Raw genomic sequence first — 19110 nt, forward strand, 5'->3', positions numbered from 1 at the left:
TTATGCCCAATGCCCGGACTCAGCGGGCTGTATCCGGGCTTCCAGGTACCGCGACCAGCGAAGTAAATTGACTCCGGACTGTACAATTATTACAATCCCGCCTCTTTATTAAAGACACATTGAGGCGTCGGTCGTTTTACTGGCCCAAAAACGCGTCACCCAGTGAAATTTTTCAAGTTTAGGTAGAAATCGCCATGAAACGCACTTTTCAACCGTCCGTACTGAAGCGCAACCGTTCTCACGGCTTCCGTGCTCGTATGGCAACCAAAAATGGTCGTCAGGTTCTGGCACGTCGTCGTGCTAAAGGCCGTTCTCGTCTGACCGTTTCTAAGTAATAAAAGCTAACCCTCGTGGTTAAGCTCGCATTTCCCAGGGAGTTACGTTTGTTAACTCCCACTCATTTCACTTTCGTCTTCCAGCAGCCACAACGGGCTGGCACGCCGCAAATCACCATCCTCGGCCGCCTTAATTCGCTGGGGCATCCCCGCATCGGTCTTACCGTCGCTAAAAAGCACGTCAAGCGCGCGCACGAACGCAACCGGATCAAACGTTTGACCCGCGAAAGCTTTCGTCTGCTTCAGCATGAACTGCCGGCGATGGATTTCGTCGTTGTGGCGAAAAAGGGGATTGCCGATCTCGACAACCGTATGTTGGCGGAAGCGTTGGAGAAGTTATGGCGTCGTCACTGTCGCCTGGCGCGCGGCTCCTGATCGTCCTGATCCGCGTCTATCAGCGCGGCATCAGCCCCTTGCTGGGACCACACTGTCGGTTTCAGCCAACCTGCTCTCATTATGGAATTGAGGCGTTACGCAGGTTTGGCCTGATAAAAGGCAGTTGGTTGACATTCAAACGCGTATTAAAATGCCACCCTTTGAACCCGGGTGGTGACGATCCTGTGCCGCCAAAAAACCTTTGATACCAGAGAACATTAACGATGGATTCGCAACGCAATCTTTTTCTCATCGCTTTTCTGTTCGTGTCTTTCATGATCTGGCAAGCCTGGCAGACGGACCACGCTCCGCAGCCGCAGCAGACCCAGACCACGCAAAACACCAACAGCGCAGCAGGTGATGCCGCCAGCCAGGGCGTACCGGCCAGCGGCCAGGGCAAAACGATCACCGTTAAGACTGATGTCCTGTCATTGAATATCAACACCCGCGGTGGCGATGTCGAGCAAGCTCAGCTGCTGACCTACCCGGACAAACTGGGTTCCGACCAGCCGTTCCAGCTGCTGGAGACCACGCCATCCTTCGTTTATCAGGCACAGAGCGGGCTCACTGGCCGCAACGGTCCGGATAACCCGAACAACGGCGCGCGTCCGCTGTTCACCGCCGCACAGGATCACTTCGAAATGGCCGACGGCCAGACCGAACTGCGCGTGCCGATGACCTACACCGCGGAAAACGGCGTGGTTTATACCAAAACCTTCGTTTTCAAACGCGGCGAATTCGCGGTAGACGTGAACTATAACGTCAACAACACCACGCAGCAGCCGCTGGAGATGTCGCTGTTTGGCCAGCTGAAGCAGACTATCGATCTGCCTAAGCACCGCGATACCGGCAGCAACAACTTCGCGCTGCACACCTTCCGCGGCGCGGCCTACTCCACCAGCGAAGAGAAGTACGAAAAGTACAAATTCGACACCATCGCGGATAACGAAAACCTCAACGCGACCACCAGCAACGGCTGGGTCGCGATGCTGCAGCAATACTTCGCTACCGCATGGGTGCCGCGTACTGCTGGCAACAATTCGCTCTATACCAGCAATCTGGGCAACGGCATTGCGGCGATCGGCTACAAATCCGCACCGGTCACCGTGGCAGCGGGTCAGCAGCAGGATCTGGGCGCAACGCTGTGGGTCGGTCCGGAAATTCAGGACAAGATGGCTGCCGTCGCGCCGCATCTCGACCTGACCGTCGACTACGGCTGGCTGTGGTTTATCTCTCAGCCGCTGTTTAAGCTGCTGAAGTTTATCCACAGCTTTATCGGCAACTGGGGCTTCTCCATCATCGTCATCACCTTTATCGTGCGCGGCATTATGTACCCGCTGACGAAGGCGCAGTACACCTCGATGGCGAAAATGCGCATGCTGCAGCCGAAGATTCAGGCTATGCGTGAGCGCCTGGGCGACGACAAGCAGAAGCAGAGCCAGGAGATGATGGCGCTCTATAAAGCGGAGAAGGTCAACCCGCTGGGCGGCTGTCTGCCGCTGGTGATTCAGATGCCGATCTTCCTTGCGCTTTACTACATGCTGTCTGGTTCCGTGGAGCTGCGCCATGCGCCGTTTATCCTCTGGATCCATGACCTGTCGGCGCAGGACCCCTACTACATCCTGCCGATTCTGATGGGCATCACCATGTTCTTCATTCAGAAGATGTCACCGACCACCGTGACCGATCCGATGCAGCAGAAGATCATGACCTATATGCCGGTTATCTTTACCGTGTTCTTCCTGTGGTTCCCGTCAGGTCTGGTGCTGTACTACATCGTCAGCAACCTGGTGACCATTCTCCAGCAGCAGCTGATTTATCGCGGACTGGAAAAACGCGGTCTGCACAGCCGCGACAAGAAGAAGGCGTAACGCCCTTACGCTCGTCTGACAATCTGGTTTACCCTGAGGCGGTCAATAAGACCGCCTTATTTTTTAGCGAGAGAAAATCCCATGAGCCACAGCGATACTATCGTTGCCCAGGCGACGCCTCCCGGACGCGGCGGCGTCGGTATTTTGCGTATCTCCGGCGCGCGCGCCGCCGAGGTGGCGCAGCAGGTGCTCGGCAAGCTGCCGAAGGCGCGCTACGCCGATTATCTGCCGTTTAAAGACGCCGACGGCAGCGTGCTGGATCAGGGCATCGCGCTGTGGTTTCCCGGCCCGAACTCCTTTACCGGCGAAGATGTGCTGGAGCTACAGGGCCACGGCGGCCCGGTGATCCTCGATCTGCTGCTGAAGCGCATCGTGGCGCTGCCTGGCGTACGCATCGCCCAGCCGGGCGAGTTTTCCGAGCGCGCCTTTCTCAACGACAAGCTCGACCTGGCGCAGGCTGAGGCGATCGCCGATCTGATTGACGCCAGCTCCGAGCAGGCGGCGCGTTCTGCGGTCAATTCGCTGCAGGGGGCCTTTTCGACTCGCATCAACCAGCTGGTAGAGGCGCTGACCCACCTGCGCATCTACGTCGAAGCGGCCATCGACTTCCCTGATGAAGAGATCGACTTTCTCTCCGACGGTAAAATCGAAGCGCAGCTGGATGAAGTGATTGTCGATCTTGACGCCGTACGCGCCGAGGCACGTCAGGGCAGCCTGCTGCGCGAAGGCATGAAAGTCGTGATCGCGGGTCGGCCGAACGCGGGTAAATCAAGCCTGTTGAATGCGCTGGCGGGACGCGAAGCGGCAATCGTTACCGATATCGCCGGCACCACGCGCGACGTGCTGCGCGAACATATTCATATCGACGGCATGCCGCTGCATATCATCGATACCGCCGGACTGCGCGAAGCCAGCGACGAGGTCGAACGTATTGGCATCGAGCGCGCCTGGCAGGAGATCGAGCAGGCGGATCGCGTGCTGTTCATGGTAGACGGCACGACCACCGACGCCACGGAAGCGGCGCAGATCTGGCCCGACTTCGTTTCGCGCCTGCCTGCGGCGTTGCCGATTACCGTCGTGCGCAACAAGGCGGACGTCACTGGCGAAACGCTGGGTCTGACAGAAGTAAATCATCACTCACTTATTCGTCTTTCAGCGCGCACCGGCGCGGGCGTGGATGCGCTGCGTGACCATCTGAAACAGTCGATGGGCTTTTCCGGCAATATGGAAGGCGGCTTCCTGGCGCGTCGACGTCATCTTCAGGCGCTGGAGTTGGCGGCCACTCACTTACAGCAGGGCAAGGCGCAGCTGCTGGGAGCCTGGGCAGGCGAACTGCTGGCAGAAGAGCTGCGGCTGGCGCAGCAGGCGCTGAGCGAGATCACCGGCGAGTTTACCTCTGACGATCTGCTGGGACGGATATTCTCCAGCTTCTGCATCGGGAAATGATCTAAACCGGACGCCTCGACTGTTCATTTTGTCGAGGCGCCTCTGGCGGATTGAATTCGGTGGTTCAGGCTACGTCGCGCTCTACCGCTACGAACAATGCGAAGATCGTCTCTACCTTTTAGCCTTCCGCCATCAGACAGAAGCTGGCCATTCACCTCAGCGTCAATTTGTGCACTTACACGCACCTCCTCAGCCAAACGTCGCCTGTTTGCACCTTTGCTATTTGGCGACGAACCGCCATTGGGGTATAAACGGTAAGCACCGGTTTTCCCGGATACGCCTTCACAATGGCATGTCTCAGGCGGCTGCTTCCGCCTGACCAAGGAGAGTAGAATGCATACACCGCTCGACAACACCGCGCTCGACCAACTATTTAACGAAGCACGCACCCATAGCTACTGGCAGGACAAACCTCTGGAAGCCGGCATTCTGGAGCAGCTCTACGCGCTGACCGCGCTTGGCCCGACTTCGGCCAACTGCTCGCCAGGCCGCTTTGTATTTGTCACCTCGCAGGAAGGCAAAGAGAAACTGAAGCCAGCGCTCTCATCCGGCAATGTGGAAAAGACCATGACCGCGCCGGTGACGGTCATCGTCGCCCACGACATGGCGTTTTACGATCGGCTGCCGCAGCTGTTTCCGCATGCCGATGCGCGTAGCTGGTTTACCGGCAGCCCGGAACTGGTGAAAGAGACTGCCTTTCGCAACAGCAGCCTGCAGGCGGGCTATCTGATCCTGGCAGCGCGCTCGCTCGGGCTGGATGCCGGTCCAATGTCCGGTTTCGATCCCTCGAAAGTTAACGAGGCATTCTTCGCCGACAGCAGCTGGCAGGTGAATATGTTAATTAACCTCGGCTATGGCGATAACGAGAAGCTGCATCCGCGCCTGCCGCGCCTGCGTTTTGAACAGGCGTGCAAACTGGCCTGACGATACCCTGCCGCTGCGCAAGCGCGTAGCGGCCTCTCTTTTCCCGCCGCTTTTTATCAGCCGATTCTGAATATGCGTCATTCTGTTTCATGTCAGATGCAATGTGCTCAGAAAATTCTTACAATGCGCCCTGATGATTAAGTGACCATTTTCACGGAGCGACAGATGGCGGGTCATTTTGTACGTTGGATGGGCGATCGCGGCATTGTCGCCGACGCCATGCGCATGCCGCAGGATGTCCTCGATCAGGCGCGACAGCTGCCTGACAGATAACGAGGCCGTTTTTTGCTTGCTCGTCTGATGCTGGCGCAGCTGATGCTGCGCGTTTACGGTATCAGCACCCTTCCGGCTCTCGTTACCCACAGTAACGGCCGTCCCGCTTTTGCCGATCGCGATCTGCCCGACTTCAGCATCGCCTATGCCGGCAATATGGTCGGCGTGCTGCTGGCCGAAGAGGGCGGACGCGCGGGGCTGGATATGGAGATTGTACGCGCCCATAGCCGCCAGACGCAGGAGCAGCTGATGCAGTCGCTTACGTCGGGCGAACGCGCCTGGATTAATGCGCAACAGGATTTTATGGAAGCGGTGACGCAAATCTGGACGCTGCGCCAGAGCATTCTCAAGCTGACCGGCGAAGGTAACGATAATATGGCCTCGCTGCGGCTGCAGCCCGCGGCAGGCCGTCTGCGTTCGACAAGCTATCCCGATATTCAGGCAGTGTGCGACGCCGAGCCGACGCTGGTGTGGTCATGCGCTCTGTCGCCCGCGACCCAGCGTTTGCACCTGTGGGAAATTGACGCCTCGCGCGAGTGGCATGCGCTGCGCGACGTAGAGATGAGCAAGCCTAATATCGGACCGCGCACGCTGCGCCTGACCAGCTCGCCACGGGAGCGCAGCCTCCATCCAGAGGCATAAAAAAAGCCGCTTACGCGGCCCTTCAAACGGCTAACAAAGCCGGCAAGCGGGTGAGACGGACCGAGGAGCAAAGCGTCCCGCGCCATGGATGGCGCGGGCCGAGCTGGCAGGGATGCCGCTTTTTGCGTCTTTGCGATCGGTCCGTCTCACCCGCGTTGGCACTCTGCCCCATCAACTCAAAGGTCGCGTAAGCGACCTTCTTCTTAATGCGCGTCGATAAAGGCGATTTTCAACACGAACAGCAGCGCCACGACCACCACGCAGGGGCTGATCTCGCGCCAGCGGCCGGTGCCGAGCTTCATCACGCAGTAGGCGATAAAACCCAGTGCGATACCTTCGGTAATTGAGAAGCTGAACGGCATCATCGCCGCGGTCACGAAAGCCGGCACCGCTTCGGTGAGATCGTCCCAGCGCACGCGAGACAGGCTGGCGGTCATCAGCACGCCGACGTAGATCAGCGCGCCTGCAGCCGCATAGCCCGGCACCATCGCCGCCAGCGGCGACAGGAACATCACCAGCAGAAAAAGCACGCCGGTCACCACCGCCATCAGGCCGGTGCGGCCGCCGATCGCCACGCCGGACGAACTCTCGATGTAAGCGGTCACTGACGAGGTACCCGCCAGCGCACCGGTCACTGAGCTGAAGCTATCGACAAACAGCGCCTGCTTCATGCGCGGAAACGTGCCCGTCTCATCGGTCAGGCCCGCTTTGTCGGTTACGCCGATCAGGGTGCCGGAAGAGTCGAACAGGTTAACCAGCATAAAGGAGAAGATAACGCCCGCCATGCCGATATTGAACGCGCCTTTGATATCCACCTGACCGACCACGCTGCCGATCGCAGGCGGCGCGGAGAAAAGGCCGACAAATTTCACATCGCCCAGCGCCCAGCCGATGGCCGTGGTGATCACCATCGAGATCAGCACCGCCGCATGGATATTGCGCGACGCCAGAATAGCGATGATAAAGAAGCCGAGCGCGCCCAGCAGCACGCTGTGCGAGGTCAGGTTGCCGACGGCGGCGATGGTATCGGGATTCGCAACGATGATGCCGGCGTTCTTAAGCCCCATCATGGCGATAAACAAACCGATACCGGCGGTGATGCCGACGCGCAGGCTCAGCGGGATATTGGCGATCATCCAGTAGCGCACGCGCAGCAGCGTCAGGATCAGCAGCCCCAGCGCGCCCCAGAAAATCGCGCCCATGCCCACTTGCCACGAGTAGCCCATCGCGCCGACCACCACGAAGGCGAAAAAGGCGTTGAGCCCCATCGCCGGCGCCAGCGCCACCGGCAGGTTGGCGAACAGGCCCATCAGAATACTGCCGAATGCGGCGATAAGGCAGGTCGTGACGAATACCGCCTGGGTATCCATGCCTGCCACGCCAAGAATCTGCGGGTTAACAAAGACGATGTAGACCATCGTCAGGAAAGTGGTGACACCGGCGATAATCTCGGTGCGCACCGTAGTGCCATGTTCCTGCAGCTTAAAAACGCGCTGCAAAAGGCCTTGTTTACTCATGCCAACGATCCTGATGAAAAGAACTCGGCGCGTATCCTGACCGCTTTGCAGCGGCAATACAATGATTTTTCGCAACCGTTTCCGGGATCGCAATCTGCGTCGATTAGGTTAAAGTGTGTGCTCTCTCGAAAACAGAAGGATAGCGACAGATGGCAGTAGAGTGCGTATTTTTTGACTGCGACGGTACCCTGGTAGACAGCGAATTGCTCTGCACCCAGGCGTACGTCAACACCTTCGCCCGCTACGGAATTAGCTGCTCGTTACAGGAGATGTTCGAAAAGTACAAAGGCGTCCAGCTCTACGACATTATTCGCGACGTCGGAGAAACGCATCACGCCACGCTGCCGCAGGCGACGTTTGAGGCCGACTACCGCGCCGAGGTAGCGCGCCTGTTCGACGCGTCGCTGACGGAAATTCCCGGCGCGAAAGCGCTGGTGGAGAAGCTAACTGTGCCGATGTGCGTCGTCTCCAACGGCACGGTAAAGAAGATGCAGCACTCGCTGGGGCTGACCGGCATGCTGCCCTGGTTTCGCGATCGCCTCTACAGCGGCTACGACATCTCGCGCTGGAAACCCGATCCCGCGCTGATGCATTACGCCGCCGAACAGATGCAGGTGCCTGTCGAGCGCTGCATTCTGGTTGACGATTCCGAAGCGGGCGCCCGCGCCGGCATCGCGGCGGGCATCCCGGTATTTTACTACTGCGCGGACGCGCACAACCCTGAAATCGATCACCCGCTGGTGACGCGCTTTACCGATATGGCCGAGCTGCCCGCGCTGTGGCGCGCGCGCGGCTGGCGGCTGGTCGAAGACTCATCCCCCGCGATTTAACCAATCGCGCCCAGCGAATCGTCGTTGCCCTGCTTTTTCGGCAGCAAAAAGAGCGTGGCGACGATATCCAGCAGGTAGATCAGCGCCAGCAGAGTGATCGCCGCGGCAAACGAAATTTTCGTCGCCAGCAGGCCTATCACCAGCGGGCCGAAACCGCCGACGCCGCGCCCGAGGTTGAACAGAACGTTCTGCGCCGTGGCGCGCGCCTGCGGCGGGAAAGTGTCGGAGATTAGCGCGCCGTAGCCGCCAATCATGCCGTTGACGAACATGCCCATCAGGGCGCCGGTAAACAGCATCACGGTGGGATCGCGCAGCTGCGCGTAAATCACCACCATCGCGACGGCGCCGAACTGATAAAGCAGGAAAATTTTCCAGCGCGCAAAGCGGTCCGCCAGCACGCCGAACAGCCAGATGCCGAAGGTCATGCCGACCACGGTGACCGCGGTCCATAATCCCGATTTGGTCAGGCTGAAGCCGAAGTTCGCGGAGAGATAGCTCGGCATCCAGATCATCAGCCCGTAATAGCCGAAGTTCTGCACCGACGTCAGGATAAAGATGCCGAGGCTCGCTTTCGCCGTGGCACGATCCTGCACCAGCATTTTCAGGCGCGCGGCGAACGACAGCGACGGCGTCAGCTTCGCCTGCCGGGTAAAGGCCTCCGTCTCGCCCATGCTGCGCCGCAATACAAATGAGAACAGCGCGGGCAGCAGGCCGACCAGAAACATGCCGCGCCAGCCGATGACGCCCAGCAGCGGCGGCGTGATAAAGGCCGCCAGCAGCACGCCAAGCTGCCAGCCGATGCCGACCCACGCCGAGGCGCGGTTGCGCTTTTCCGCTGGCCAGGCTTCGGCAATCAGCGCCATGCCGATGCCGAACTCGCCGCCCAGCCCCATGCCCGCCAGCGTGCGGTACGCCAGCAGATCCCAGTAGCCCTGCGCCACCGCGCACAGCCCGGTGAAAATCGAGAACATCAGAATGGTGACGGTGAGGATGCGAATGCGGCCAAAGCGATCGCTGAGATGGCCGAACAGAATACCGCCCACCACCGCGCCAATCAGCGTCCAGGTAACCAGCGAGCCCGCCTGCGACGGATCCAGCGCCAGCGACAGGCTAATCGCCGGCAGCATAAACCCCAGGATCAGCAGATCGAATCCATCCATCGCGTAACCGCTGACCGCGGCCAGCATCGCCTTTGCAGGCGTCACGCTCTGCTTACTGCGGGAAAGAGACATGAATCAGCACCTTGATAGAGAAAAAGTGCGCCAATTATATAAAGGAAACGGTTGCGCGGGACAGAAAAAGCGGCGAGCCGTGCGCCAGCCAGCGCACGGCGGTGAATCATCAGGAGGGTTTATTGGAGCCGTCGTCGCCGGAGAGCAGCTCATCCAGCTTGTCGCCGCCGACGTGGCGGAAATCCTGACCTTTAACGAAATAGAAGATGATTTCGCAGATGTTCTGACAGCGATCGCCGATACGCTCGATGGCGCGAGCGCAGAACAGGGCGGTGAGCACGCTCGGAATCGTGCGCGGATCTTCCATCATGTAGGTCATCAGCTGACGCACGATGCCTTCGTACTCTTTGTCGACCTTTTTGTCTTCGCGGTAGATCTGAATCGCTTCGGTTAGATCCATGCGCGCGAAGGCGTCCAGCACGTCGTGCAGCATCTCTACGGTGTGACGGCCCAGCGACTCCAGGCTGACCAGCAGCGGCATATGCTGCTGGCCGAATTTTTCCAGCGCGGTGCGGCTGATTTTTTCCGCCACGTCGCCGATGCGCTCCAGCTCGGAGATGGTTTTGATGATCGCCATCACCAGGCGCAGGTCGCTGGCAGTGGGCTGACGTTTGGCGATGATGCGCACGCAGGCTTCATCAATCTCCACTTCCATCATGTTGACCTTCTGGTCGCCGTCGATCACGCGCTGCGCCAGTTCGCCGTCCAGATTGTGCATCGCGGTGATGGCGTCGGTGAGCTGCTGCTCCACCATGCCGCCCATAATCATCACCTGAGTGCGAATGTGTTCCAGCTCCGCATTGAACTGACCGGAGATATGCTTGTTCAGATTGAGGTTATCCATATTTATCTCCTGAAAATCAGCCGTAGCGGCCGGTAATGTAATCTTCGGTCTGTTTCTGCGCCGGTTTGGTGAACAGCCTGTCGGTATCGCTGAACTCAATTAACTCGCCCAGATACATAAAGGCGGTATGGTCGGAACAGCGCGCCGCCTGCTGCATATTATGCGTCACGATGACCACGGTGTAGTCCTGCTTCAGCTCGGTGATCAGCTCTTCGATACGGCCGGTGGAGATCGGATCCAGCGCCGAACAGGGCTCATCCAGCAGCAGCACTTCCGGGCGAATGGCGATGCCGCGCGCGATGCACAGGCGCTGTTGCTGGCCGCCCGAGAGACTGTATCCGCTCTGATGCAGCTTGTCTTTGGTTTCATTCCACAGCGCCGCTTTGCTCAGCGCCCACTGCACGCGCTCATCCATATCGGCACGCGACAGTTTTTCGAACAGACGCACGCCAAAGGCGATATTGTCGTAGATCGACATCGGGAAAGGGGTCGGTTTCTGGAACACCATGCCGACGCGCGCGCGCAGCAGGGCGATATCCTGGCTGGAGGCCAGAATATTGTCGCCATCCAGCAAAATGTCGCCTTCGGCGCGCTGATCGGGATAGAGCGAGTACATTTTGTTAAAGGTGCGCAGCAGGGTGGATTTGCCGCAGCCTGACGGACCGATAAACGCGGTGACCTGGTTCTTCGCGATGTCCAGGTTGATGTTCTTCAGCGCGTGAAATTTGCCGTAATAGAAGTTCAGGTTACGCACCTGAATTTTACCGCTGTTGGAAGTCGCGATACTCATTGCTCGTCTCTCTTAAACGGCGCCGCGCCAGGCAGCGCCGAAGGTTAACCGTTTTTGCTCTTGGTGAAGACTACGCGCGCCAGGATATTCAGCAGCAGCACGCAGAGCGTGATAATCAGCACGCCCGCCCAGGCCAGACTCTGCCACTCGGCAAAGGGGCTCATCGCGAACTTAAAGATGGTGACCGGCAGGTTCGCCAGCGGCTGCATCATGTCGGTGGACCAGAACTGGTTCGACAAAGCGGTAAACAGCAGCGGCGCGGTTTCGCCCGCGATACGGGCAATCGCCAGCAGCACACCGGTCAGAATGCCCGATACCGACGCCTTCAGCGTAATCGCGGAGATCATCTTCCACTTCGGCGTGCCGAGCGCATAGGCCGCTTCGCGCATGCTGTCCGGCACCAGCCGCAGCATATTTTCGGTGGTGCGGATAACGATAGGGATCTGCAGCAGCGCCAGCGCGATCACGCCAGCCCAGCCGGAGAAGTGATGCATCTGCGCCACCACGATGGTGTAAACGAACAGGCCCACCACGATCGACGGCGCCGAAAGCAGAATATCGTTGATAAAACGGATCACTTCCGCCAGCGCCGACTTGCGGCCATATTCCGCCAGATAGACGCCCGCCAGGATGCCCAGCGGCGTGCCAATTACCGTCGACCACAAAATCAGCAGGCCGCTGCCCGCCAGGGCGTTGGCCAGACCGCCGCCGGCGGTATTGGGCGGCGGCGTCGATTCGGTAAACAGCGACCAGCTCAGCCCGTCCACGCCGCGCGTCACGGTGGTGAACAGGATCCACACCAGCCAGAACAGGCCAAAGGCCATGGTCAGCAGCGACAGCGCCAGCGCGATCTTATTCTTGGTGCTGCGCCAGGCCTGCATTTTACGGCGCGACGCGTCCAGTTCGGCGCGAGCCTGCAGTTCAATCGTCGTCATGAGCGCGCTCCTTCACTTTTCGCAAGGCGCAGGATCATTAATTTAGAAATGGCCAGCACGATAAAGGTGATCACAAACAGGATCAGTCCCAGCTCCATCAGCGCGGCGACATGCACGCCCGACTCGGCTTCGGCGAACTCATTCGCCAGCGCGGAAGTGATGCTGTTGCCCGGCATAAACAGCGAAGGGCTGTCGAGCTGATAGGTGTTGCCGATGATAAAGGTGACCGCCATGGTTTCGCCCAGCGCGCGTCCCAGGCCGAGCATCACGCCGCCGATCACGCCGTTTTTGGTGAACGGCAGCACGATGCGCCAGATCACTTCCCAGGTGGTGCAGCCGATGCCGTAGGCGGACTCTTTCATCATTACCGGCGTCTGCTCGAATACGTCGCGCATCACCGAGGCGATGTAAGGAATGATCATGATCGCCAGAATGACGCCCGCCGCCAGGATACCGATGCCGAAGGCCGGGCCGGAAAAGAGCGCGCCGACAAAGGGGATGTTCGACATGATTTCGCCGACCGGCGTCTGGAAATATTCGGCAAACAGCGGCGCGAAGATAAACAGGCCCCACATGCCGTAAACGATGCTGGGGATCGCCGCCAGCAGTTCAATGGCGGTGCCGAGCGGACGGCGCAGCCAGCCGGGCGACAGTTCCGTCAGAAACAGCGCGATGCCGAAGCTCACCGGCACGGCGATAATCAGCGCAATCAGCGAGGTCACGAGAGTGCCGTAGATCGGCACCAGCGCGCCAAATTCTTCGTTCGGCGCATCCCAGGTTTTGTTCCACAGGAAGGAGAACCCAAATTTCTGGATGCTTGGCCAGGAGGAGAAAATCAGGGAGACGATAATGCCGCCCAACAGCAACAGGACAATCAGCGCGGCCAGTTTAACCAGCGCGCCGAAAATCATGTCACCTTGCTTACCGGGGGCTTTGAATGCCGGCTTCGTTGCAGCCATAGAAGTCTCATTCTTCAGAGGTTGTCAGGGCGGCACGAAGCCGCCCTTCTCGATCTGGCCAGACGCGCGTCCGGCCGGAGTTGTTCGCTTACTGATACAGCGCTTTACCAGAACTGTCTTTGATATTGGCCTTCCAGGCGTCGCGGATCTGCTGGGTTACGCTGTCCGGCAGGGTGGCGTAATCCAGACTGGTCGCGGTTTTATCGCCGTTTTTGTACGCCCAGTCGAAGAACTTCAGCACTTCGCTGCCCTTCTCGGCGTTAGCCTGATCTTTGTAGACCAGAATGAAGGTGGTTGAGGTGATCGGCCAGGCGTCGTTGCCTTTCTGGAAGGTCAGGTCCTGAGCAAAGGATTTGCTCCAGTCCGCGCCTTTCGCCGCGTTAGAGAAGCTGGTTTCGCTTGGCGCGACCGGCTTGCCGTCCGCATCGACCAGTTTGGTATAGGTCAGGTTGTTCTGCTTGGCATAGGCGTATTCGACATAGCCGATTGAACCCGGCAGACGCTGTACGAACGCCGCGACGCCGTCGTTGCCTTTGCCGCCCAGGCCGGCCGGCCAGTTAACGGTGTTGCCTTTGCCGATTTTGCTGTTCCACTCTTCGTTGACCTTCGCCAGGTAGCTGGTGAAGACGAATGAGGTGCCGGAACCATCCGCGCGGCGCACCACGTTGATGTTGGTATCTGGCAGTTTCACGCCCGGGTTCAGCTTAGCGATCGCCGCGTCGTTCCACTTTTTGATTTTGCCCAGGTAGATGTCGCCGACGGTTTTGCCGTCGAGCGTCAGTTCGCCTGATTTCACGCCCGGAATGTTAACGGCCAATACGACGCCGCCAATGACGGTCGGGAACTGAAACAGGCCGTTTTTCTGCAGGTCTTCATCTTTCATCGGCGCATCTGACGCGCCAAAATCCACGGTTTTCGCGATGATCTGCTTAACGCCGCCGGATGAACCGATGCCCTGGTAGTTGATTTTGCTACCGGTGGCTTGCTGATATTCTGCTGCCCACTTGGCATAAACCGGCGCCGGGAAAGTCCCGCCCGCGCCCGTCAGATCGGTGGCTGCAAAGGCAGAAACCGCGCTTACGGCGAGAGTGGCGGTAAGGATTCGGGCTACGGTGCTACGCATCAGTGTCATGTTCCCTCCAGGGGAGTTAATCTCAGGCTCGGAGCCGTTGTAGTTGGAGTCAGTGATTGCTGCAGGAGGGAAAATAGGACAGTTTGATGACAGTGAAATGTAGGAAATATGACAGTTATATGACAGCGAGCAAAAAGCAAAAGGGCCCGTTTCCGGGCCCGCTTGTTTACTCTACCGTCACTGACTTCGCCAGGTTGCGCGGCTGATCCACGTCGGTGCCTTTAATCAGCGCGACGTGATAAGAGAGCAGCTGCAGCGGCACGGTGTAGAAAATAGGCGCGATCACCTCTTCCACGTGCGGCAGAGAGATAATCTTCATGCCGTCGCTGTCGCTGAAGCCGGCGTCCTGATCGGCAAACACGTACAGCAAGCCGCCGCGCGCGCGCACCTCTTCAATATTGGACTTCAGCTTTTCCAGCAGCTCGTTGTTCGGCGCCACCACGATAACCGGCATATCGGCGTCAATTAGCGCCAGCGGGCCGTGCTTCAGCTCGCCAGCGGCGTAGGCTTCCGCATGGATATAGGAGATCTCTTTCAGCTTCAGCGCCCCTTCCATGGCGATCGGATATTGATCGCCGCGGCCGAGGAACAGCGCGTGATGCTTGTCGGAGAAATCTTCCGCCAGCAGCTCAATGCGTTTGTCCTGCGCCAGCATCTGCTCGATGCGGCTTGGCAGCGCCTGCAGGCCGTGCACGATCTCATGCTCGATTTCCGCCGACATGCCGCGCAGGCGGCCTACTTTCGCCACCAGCATCAGCAGCACGGTAAGCTGCGTTGTGAACGCCTTGGTTGAGGCGACGCCGATTTCGGTGCCCGCTTTGGTCATCAGCGCCAGATCGGATTCACGCACCAGCGAAGAGCCAGCCACGTTGCAGATCGCCAGCGAGCCCAGGTAGCCCAGCTCTTTGGAAAGGCGCAGCGCCGCCAGCGTATCGGCAGTTTCGCCGGACTGCGACAGGGTGATCAGCAGGCTGTTTTTACGCACGGCGGATTTGCGATAGCGGAATTCAGAGGCGATCTCGACGTCGCAGGGAATATTCGCCAGCGACTCGAACCAGTAGCGCGCCACCATGCCGGAGTTGTACGAGGTGCCGCAGGCGATGATCTGAATATGCTCGACCTGGCTCAGCAGGGCTTCGGCGTGCGGGCCCAGCTCGCTGAGATCGACTTCGCCATGGCTGAAACGACCGGTTAAGGTGTTCTTAATCGCCATCGGCTGTTCGTAAATCTCTTTCTGCATATAGTGGCGATATACGCCTTTATCGCCCGCGTCATACTGTACGCTCGATTCGATCTCGGCGCGCTGCACCGCATTGCCCGCACGATCGACGATAGTGACGTCGCGACGGCTAATCTCGGCAATGTCGCCCTCTTCCAGATAGATGAAGCGGCGCGTCACCGGCAGCAGCGCCAGCTGATCGGAGGCGATAAAGTTCTCGCCGACGCCGCGGCCAATCACCAGCGGGCTGCCCGAACGCGCGGCCACCAGCAGCGACGGATCGCGGCTGTCCATGATCACCATGCCATAGGCGCCGCGCAGCTGAGGAATGACGCGCAGCACGACTTCGCGCAGCGTTCCGCCCTGTTTCTGCTCCCAGTGCACCAGATGCGCCACCACTTCGGTGTCGGTTTCAGATGCGAAGCGATAACCGCGTGCGATCAGCGCTTCACGCAGCGGCTCATGGTTTTCGATAATGCCGTTATGCACCACGATGATCTGCCCGGAGACATGCGGATGCGCGTTGGCCTCCGACGGTTCGCCGTGCGTCGCCCAGCGCGTATGAGCGATGCCGGTGCCGCCGATCAGCGGCTGCTGCTCAGCAGCCTCCGCCAGCATCTGCACTTTGCCGACGCGACGCAGTCGCGTCACGTGGCCCTGACGATCAACGACGGCCAGACCGGCCGAATCATAACCGCGATACTCCAGGCGACGCAGGCCTTCCAGCAGAATCTCTGCGATATCGCGCTGCGCTACTGCACCTACAATTCCACACATAAATGTTATTCCTGACCTGATGGCTTTCGACCATCTTTCGTTGTCATACGACCTGATAACCGGCTTTGCCGGGCTCCCCGAGCCTTGTAGAGAGTGGGGATTATTATTGTGTTACTGCGGCGGCCAGCACGCGGCTGGCCGCTAAAAATTATTTTTTCTTCGCCGGACGCTGCCAGTCCGCTTTGCTGTTCTGCTCTTTGCGGTTGTAGACCAGCGACGCCTCGGTAACGTCTTTCATTACCGTGGTGCCCGCCGCGATAGTCGCGCCCGCCGCCACGCTGACCGGCGCCACCAGCTGCGTATCGGAGCCGACGAAGACGTTGTCGCCGATAACGGTTTTGGATTTATTCGCGCCATCATAGTTGCAGGTGATGGTACCCGCGCCGATGTTGACGTTGGCGCCTATCTCCGCGTCGCCGAGATAGCTCAGATGTCCCGCCTTCGAACCTTTGCCCAGCGTCGCCTTCTTCATTTCGACGAAGTTGCCGACATGGGCGGCCTGCGCCAGCTCGCTGCCTGGACGCAGACGGGCGAAAGGCCCGACGGTGCAGTCGGCGGCGAGGTTCGCATCCTCGATCACCGAATAGGGGCTGATTTCGCAATCGTCGCCAATGACGCTGTTTTTAATGATGCAGCCCGCGCCGATTTTTACGCGGTCGCCGAGGCTGACCTCGCCTTCGATAATGACATTGACGTCGATCTCGACGTCGCGGCCGTGGCGCAAAACGCCGCGCAGATCGAAACGCGCCGGATCGCGCAGCATCACGCCCGCCAGCAGCAGTTTTTCCGCCTGTTCGCTCTGACAGACCCGCTCCAGCGTCGCCAGCTGCAGACGGTTGTTAACGCCGTCGGTTTCACTGACGCGCGCCGGGTGCACCGCGTTGATCTGTCGCCCTTCCTGATGCGCCAGCGCAATGATATCGGTGATGTAGTATTCGCCCTGCGCATTGTTATTGGTGAGCTGCGCCAGCCAGCGCTTCAGATCGCCGCCGTTGGCAATCAGGATGCCGGTATTGATTTCGGTTATCTTCAGCTGATCGGCCGTGGCGTCTTTCTGCTCGACAATGCCGACGATGGCGCTGTTTTCGCGCACGATGCGCCCGTAGCCGCTGGGATTGTCCAGCACCACCGTCAGCAGGCCGATGCCGCCTTCAGGTTTGGCGTCGCGCAGACGCTGCAGCGTCTCCTGAGAAATCAGCGGCACGTCGCCGTAGAGCATCAGAATATCTTCGTCGTCAGCGAACGCGGGGGCGGCCTGCTGCATCGCGTGGCCGGTGCCGAGCTGTTCCGCCTGCAGCACCCAGTTGAGCGACGGTTCGGTCAGCGTCGCCTTCAGGCGGTCGCCGCCGTGGCCGTAGACCAGGTGAATATGCCGCGCGCCGAGGCCGGTTGCGGCGTCGATCACGTGCTGAACCATGGGTTTCCCTGCAAGAGTATGCAGAACTTTGGGCAGATCGGAATACATACGGGTTCCCTTGCCGGCAGCAAGGATCACCACGCTCATTGCGCTGTTAGACATAACCATCCTGACAGAGTTTTTGACATGCGAAAGTTAAACGGTTTACCCCTGAGATTACTACATTTTTCTCAGGTCGAAATTAGGCGCGCGCTGCCAGAGGCGCGGGCAAAAAAAATGCCAGCCCGAGGGGCTGGCATTTCGTGACGCATAAAGCCTGATTACATCGCTTTTTTGGTCAGCTCGATCACGCGCAGTTTAGCAATGGCTTTCGCCAGCTCCGCAGAGGCCTGAGCGTAGTCCACGTCGCCGTGGCTGCTGTTCATATGCTCTTCTGCTTTGCGTTTCGCTTCCAGCGCACGCGCCTCGTCCAGGTCGGTACCGCGGATAGCGGTATCGGCCAGAACGGTAGTGCTGCCCGGCTGCACTTCCAGCACGCCGCCAGAGAGGTAGATAAACTCCTCTTCGCCGTGCTGCTTCACGATACGGATCATTCCAGGCTTGATGGCAGTCAGCAGCGGCGCGTGGCCAGGGAAAATGCCCAGCTCGCCTTCGCTACCTGACACCTGAATTTTCTGCACCAGGCCAGAGAACAGCTGTTTCTCCGCGCTGACGACGTCCAGGTGATAAGTCATAGCCATATCTGTCCTCCCGGGAAACCGTTATTACAGTTTCTTCGCTTTTTCCACGGCTTCTTCGATAGCGCCGACCATGTAGAAAGCCTGCTCCGGCAGATGGTCGAACTCGCCGTCCATAATGCCTTTAAAGCCACGGATAGTGTCTTTCAGCGTAACGTATTTACCTGGCGCACCGGTGAAGACTTCCGCTACGAAGAACGGCTGAGACAGGAAGCGCTGAATCTTACGTGCGCGAGCCACCAGCAGTTTGTCGTCTTCAGACAGCTCGTCCATACCGAGGATGGCGATGATGTCTTTCAGTTCCTGGTAACGCTGCAGCAGAGACTGCACGCCGCGCGCAACGTCGTAGTGCTCCTGGCCAACCACCAGCGGATCCAGCTGACGGCTGGTGGAATCCAGCGGGTCAACGGCCGGGTAGATACCCAGAGACGCGATCTGACGGCTCAGGGTAACGGTTGAGTCCAGGTGGGCGAAGGTGGTCGCCGGAGACGGGTCAGTCAAGTCATCCGCAGGGACGTAAACGGCCTGTACGGAGGTGATTGAACCGGTCTTGGTGGAGGTAATACGCTCCTGCAGCACGCCCATCTCTTCAGCCAGGGTCGGCTGGTAGCCTACCGCTGACGGCATACGACCCAGCAGCGCGGATACTTCCGTACCGGCCAGGGTGTAACGATAGATGTTGTCGATGAACAGCAGAACATCGCGGCCTTCGTCACGGAATTTTTCCGCCATGGTCAGACCGGTCAGTGCCACGCGCAGACGGTTACCCGGCGGCTCGTTCATCTGGCCATACACCAGCGCAACTTTGTCGATTACGTTGGAGTCGGTCATTTCGTGGTAGAAGTCGTTACCCTCACGAGTACGCTCGCCCACGCCGGCAAATACCGAGTAACCTGAGTGCTCAGCCGCGATGTT

The 19110-nt window shown here is 59.1% G+C and carries 17 protein-coding genes and 2 pseudogenes; 8 read left to right on the forward strand and 11 right to left on the reverse strand.

Annotated features, from left to right (window positions below; genetic code table 11):
* The first annotated feature begins 194 nt into the window (after nt 1-194).
* The 7 genes and pseudogenes from rpmH (at nt 195) to HA46_RS11335 (ending at nt 5866) form a co-directional block, all read left to right on the forward strand.
* On the forward strand, nt 195-335 hold the full coding sequence (rpmH, locus tag HA46_RS11300) for a 50S ribosomal protein L34 (RefSeq protein WP_003849659.1): 141 nt from the start codon (nt 195-197) through the stop codon (nt 333-335).
* 15 nt (nt 336-350) lie between these two features.
* Nucleotides 351-710 carry a ribonuclease P protein component gene (gene rnpA, locus HA46_RS11305; RefSeq protein ID WP_033755442.1) on the forward strand — a complete coding sequence of 120 codons (360 nt, stop codon included), beginning with the start codon at nt 351-353 and terminating at the stop codon, nt 708-710.
* Nucleotides 674-932, forward strand: a pseudogene (yidD, locus tag HA46_RS11310) (membrane protein insertion efficiency factor YidD). Before rnpA ends, yidD begins: the two are co-directional and overlap by 37 nt.
* 2 nt (nt 933-934) lie before the next feature.
* Nucleotides 935-2581, forward strand: a complete 1647-nt coding sequence (gene yidC, locus HA46_RS11315; RefSeq protein WP_033792974.1) for a membrane protein insertase YidC — start codon at nt 935-937, stop codon at nt 2579-2581.
* 81 nt (nt 2582-2662) lie between these two features.
* The gene (gene mnmE / locus HA46_RS11320) at nt 2663-4027 is read left to right on the forward strand and encodes a tRNA uridine-5-carboxymethylaminomethyl(34) synthesis GTPase MnmE (protein ID WP_084884316.1); all 1365 of its coding nucleotides are present in this window, start codon (nt 2663-2665) and stop codon (nt 4025-4027) included.
* 333 nt (nt 4028-4360) lie between these two features.
* A complete protein-coding gene (locus tag HA46_RS11330) occupies nt 4361-4951 on the forward strand; it encodes a malonic semialdehyde reductase (RefSeq protein ID WP_084884321.1) in 591 nt (196 codons plus the stop codon).
* Between the two features lie 165 nt (nt 4952-5116).
* A pseudogene (locus HA46_RS11335) lies at nt 5117-5866 on the forward strand (4'-phosphopantetheinyl transferase family protein).
* Nucleotides 5867-6069: 203 nt separating this feature from the next.
* Here HA46_RS11335 and HA46_RS11340 read toward each other — a convergent pair.
* Complete coding sequence (locus tag HA46_RS11340) at nt 6070-7383, reverse strand: NCS2 family permease (protein ID WP_048781257.1); 1314 nt, start codon at nt 7381-7383, stop codon at nt 6070-6072.
* 149 nt (nt 7384-7532) lie between these two features.
* On the opposite strand from HA46_RS11340, the gene yieH reads away from it, so the two are divergent.
* Entirely contained in the window at nt 7533-8213 is a 681-nt protein-coding gene (gene yieH, locus HA46_RS11345; RefSeq protein WP_033792967.1) for a 6-phosphogluconate phosphatase, read from the forward strand.
* Here the strand turns inward: yieH and HA46_RS11350 are convergent.
* The 10 genes from HA46_RS11350 to atpD form a co-directional block, all read right to left on the reverse strand.
* Complete coding sequence (locus tag HA46_RS11350; protein ID WP_033792966.1) at nt 8210-9445, reverse strand: MFS transporter; 1236 nt, start codon at nt 9443-9445, stop codon at nt 8210-8212. The genes yieH and HA46_RS11350 overlap by 4 nt on opposite strands.
* A 109-nt stretch (nt 9446-9554) precedes the next feature.
* Nucleotides 9555-10289, reverse strand: coding sequence for a phosphate signaling complex protein PhoU (phoU, locus tag HA46_RS11355; protein ID WP_033755423.1), 735 nt, complete (start codon nt 10287-10289; stop codon nt 9555-9557).
* Between the two features lie 16 nt (nt 10290-10305).
* The gene (pstB, locus tag HA46_RS11360) at nt 10306-11079 is read right to left on the reverse strand and encodes a phosphate ABC transporter ATP-binding protein PstB (RefSeq protein WP_033755421.1); all 774 of its coding nucleotides are present in this window, start codon (nt 11077-11079) and stop codon (nt 10306-10308) included.
* A 44-nt stretch (nt 11080-11123) separates the two neighbouring features.
* The gene (gene pstA, locus HA46_RS11365; protein WP_033792965.1) at nt 11124-12014 is read right to left on the reverse strand and encodes a phosphate ABC transporter permease PstA; all 891 of its coding nucleotides are present in this window, start codon (nt 12012-12014) and stop codon (nt 11124-11126) included.
* Complete coding sequence (gene pstC / locus HA46_RS11370; RefSeq protein WP_033755417.1) at nt 12011-12973, reverse strand: phosphate ABC transporter permease PstC; 963 nt, start codon at nt 12971-12973, stop codon at nt 12011-12013. The genes pstA and pstC overlap by 4 nt, the downstream gene beginning before the upstream one ends.
* 88 nt (nt 12974-13061) lie before the next feature.
* Nucleotides 13062-14105: a phosphate ABC transporter substrate-binding protein PstS gene (pstS, locus tag HA46_RS11375; protein ID WP_033755414.1), complete on the reverse strand. Its 1044-nt coding sequence runs from the start codon at nt 14103-14105 to the stop codon at nt 13062-13064.
* Between the two features lie 166 nt (nt 14106-14271).
* Nucleotides 14272-16101 (reverse strand): glutamine--fructose-6-phosphate transaminase (isomerizing), encoded by a 1830-nt coding sequence (glmS, locus tag HA46_RS11380; protein WP_084884323.1) that lies wholly within the window; start codon nt 16099-16101, stop codon nt 14272-14274.
* A 148-nt stretch (nt 16102-16249) separates the two neighbouring features.
* Nucleotides 16250-17620, reverse strand: coding sequence for a bifunctional UDP-N-acetylglucosamine diphosphorylase/glucosamine-1-phosphate N-acetyltransferase GlmU (gene glmU, locus HA46_RS11385; RefSeq protein ID WP_084884325.1), 1371 nt, complete (start codon nt 17618-17620; stop codon nt 16250-16252).
* Between the two features lie 158 nt (nt 17621-17778).
* Nucleotides 17779-18198, reverse strand: a complete 420-nt coding sequence (locus HA46_RS11390; protein ID WP_033755408.1) for a F0F1 ATP synthase subunit epsilon — start codon at nt 18196-18198, stop codon at nt 17779-17781.
* A 24-nt stretch (nt 18199-18222) separates the two neighbouring features.
* Nucleotides 18223-19110 (reverse strand): F0F1 ATP synthase subunit beta (gene atpD / locus HA46_RS11395; protein WP_084884327.1); only part of this gene is annotated, 888 nt, incomplete at its 5' end.

This window comes from Pantoea septica (assembly GCF_002095575.1).
In the GTDB taxonomy this organism is placed as follows: Bacteria; Pseudomonadota; Gammaproteobacteria; order Enterobacterales; family Enterobacteriaceae; genus Pantoea; species Pantoea septica.

Excerpts from the sequence above, each read along its gene's own strand:
- yieH (WP_033792967.1), top strand. The coding sequence starts at position 7,533 with ATGGCAGTAGAGTGCGTATTTTTTGACTGCGACGGTACCCTGGTAGAC.
- pstS (WP_033755414.1), bottom strand. The coding sequence starts at position 14,105 with ATGACACTGATGCGTAGCACCGTAGCCCGAATCCTTACCGCCACTCTC.
- glmU (WP_084884325.1), bottom strand. The coding sequence starts at position 17,620 with ATGTCTAACAGCGCAATGAGCGTGGTGATCCTTGCTGCCGGCAAGGGA.
- pstA (WP_033792965.1), bottom strand. The coding sequence starts at position 12,014 with ATGACGACGATTGAACTGCAGGCTCGCGCCGAACTGGACGCGTCGCGC.
- glmS (WP_084884323.1), bottom strand. The coding sequence starts at position 16,101 with ATGTGTGGAATTGTAGGTGCAGTAGCGCAGCGCGATATCGCAGAGATT.
- yidC (WP_033792974.1), top strand. The coding sequence starts at position 935 with ATGGATTCGCAACGCAATCTTTTTCTCATCGCTTTTCTGTTCGTGTCT.
- HA46_RS11350 (WP_033792966.1), bottom strand. The coding sequence starts at position 9,445 with ATGTCTCTTTCCCGCAGTAAGCAGAGCGTGACGCCTGCAAAGGCGATG.
- mnmE (WP_084884316.1), top strand. The coding sequence starts at position 2,663 with ATGAGCCACAGCGATACTATCGTTGCCCAGGCGACGCCTCCCGGACGC.
- pstC (WP_033755417.1), bottom strand. The coding sequence starts at position 12,973 with ATGGCTGCAACGAAGCCGGCATTCAAAGCCCCCGGTAAGCAAGGTGAC.
- phoU (WP_033755423.1), bottom strand. The coding sequence starts at position 10,289 with ATGGATAACCTCAATCTGAACAAGCATATCTCCGGTCAGTTCAATGCG.
- HA46_RS11390 (WP_033755408.1), bottom strand. The coding sequence starts at position 18,198 with ATGGCTATGACTTATCACCTGGACGTCGTCAGCGCGGAGAAACAGCTG.
- pstB (WP_033755421.1), bottom strand. The coding sequence starts at position 11,079 with ATGAGTATCGCGACTTCCAACAGCGGTAAAATTCAGGTGCGTAACCTG.
- HA46_RS11340 (WP_048781257.1), bottom strand. The coding sequence starts at position 7,383 with ATGAGTAAACAAGGCCTTTTGCAGCGCGTTTTTAAGCTGCAGGAACAT.
- rpmH (WP_003849659.1), top strand. The coding sequence starts at position 195 with ATGAAACGCACTTTTCAACCGTCCGTACTGAAGCGCAACCGTTCTCAC.
- HA46_RS11330 (WP_084884321.1), top strand. The coding sequence starts at position 4,361 with ATGCATACACCGCTCGACAACACCGCGCTCGACCAACTATTTAACGAA.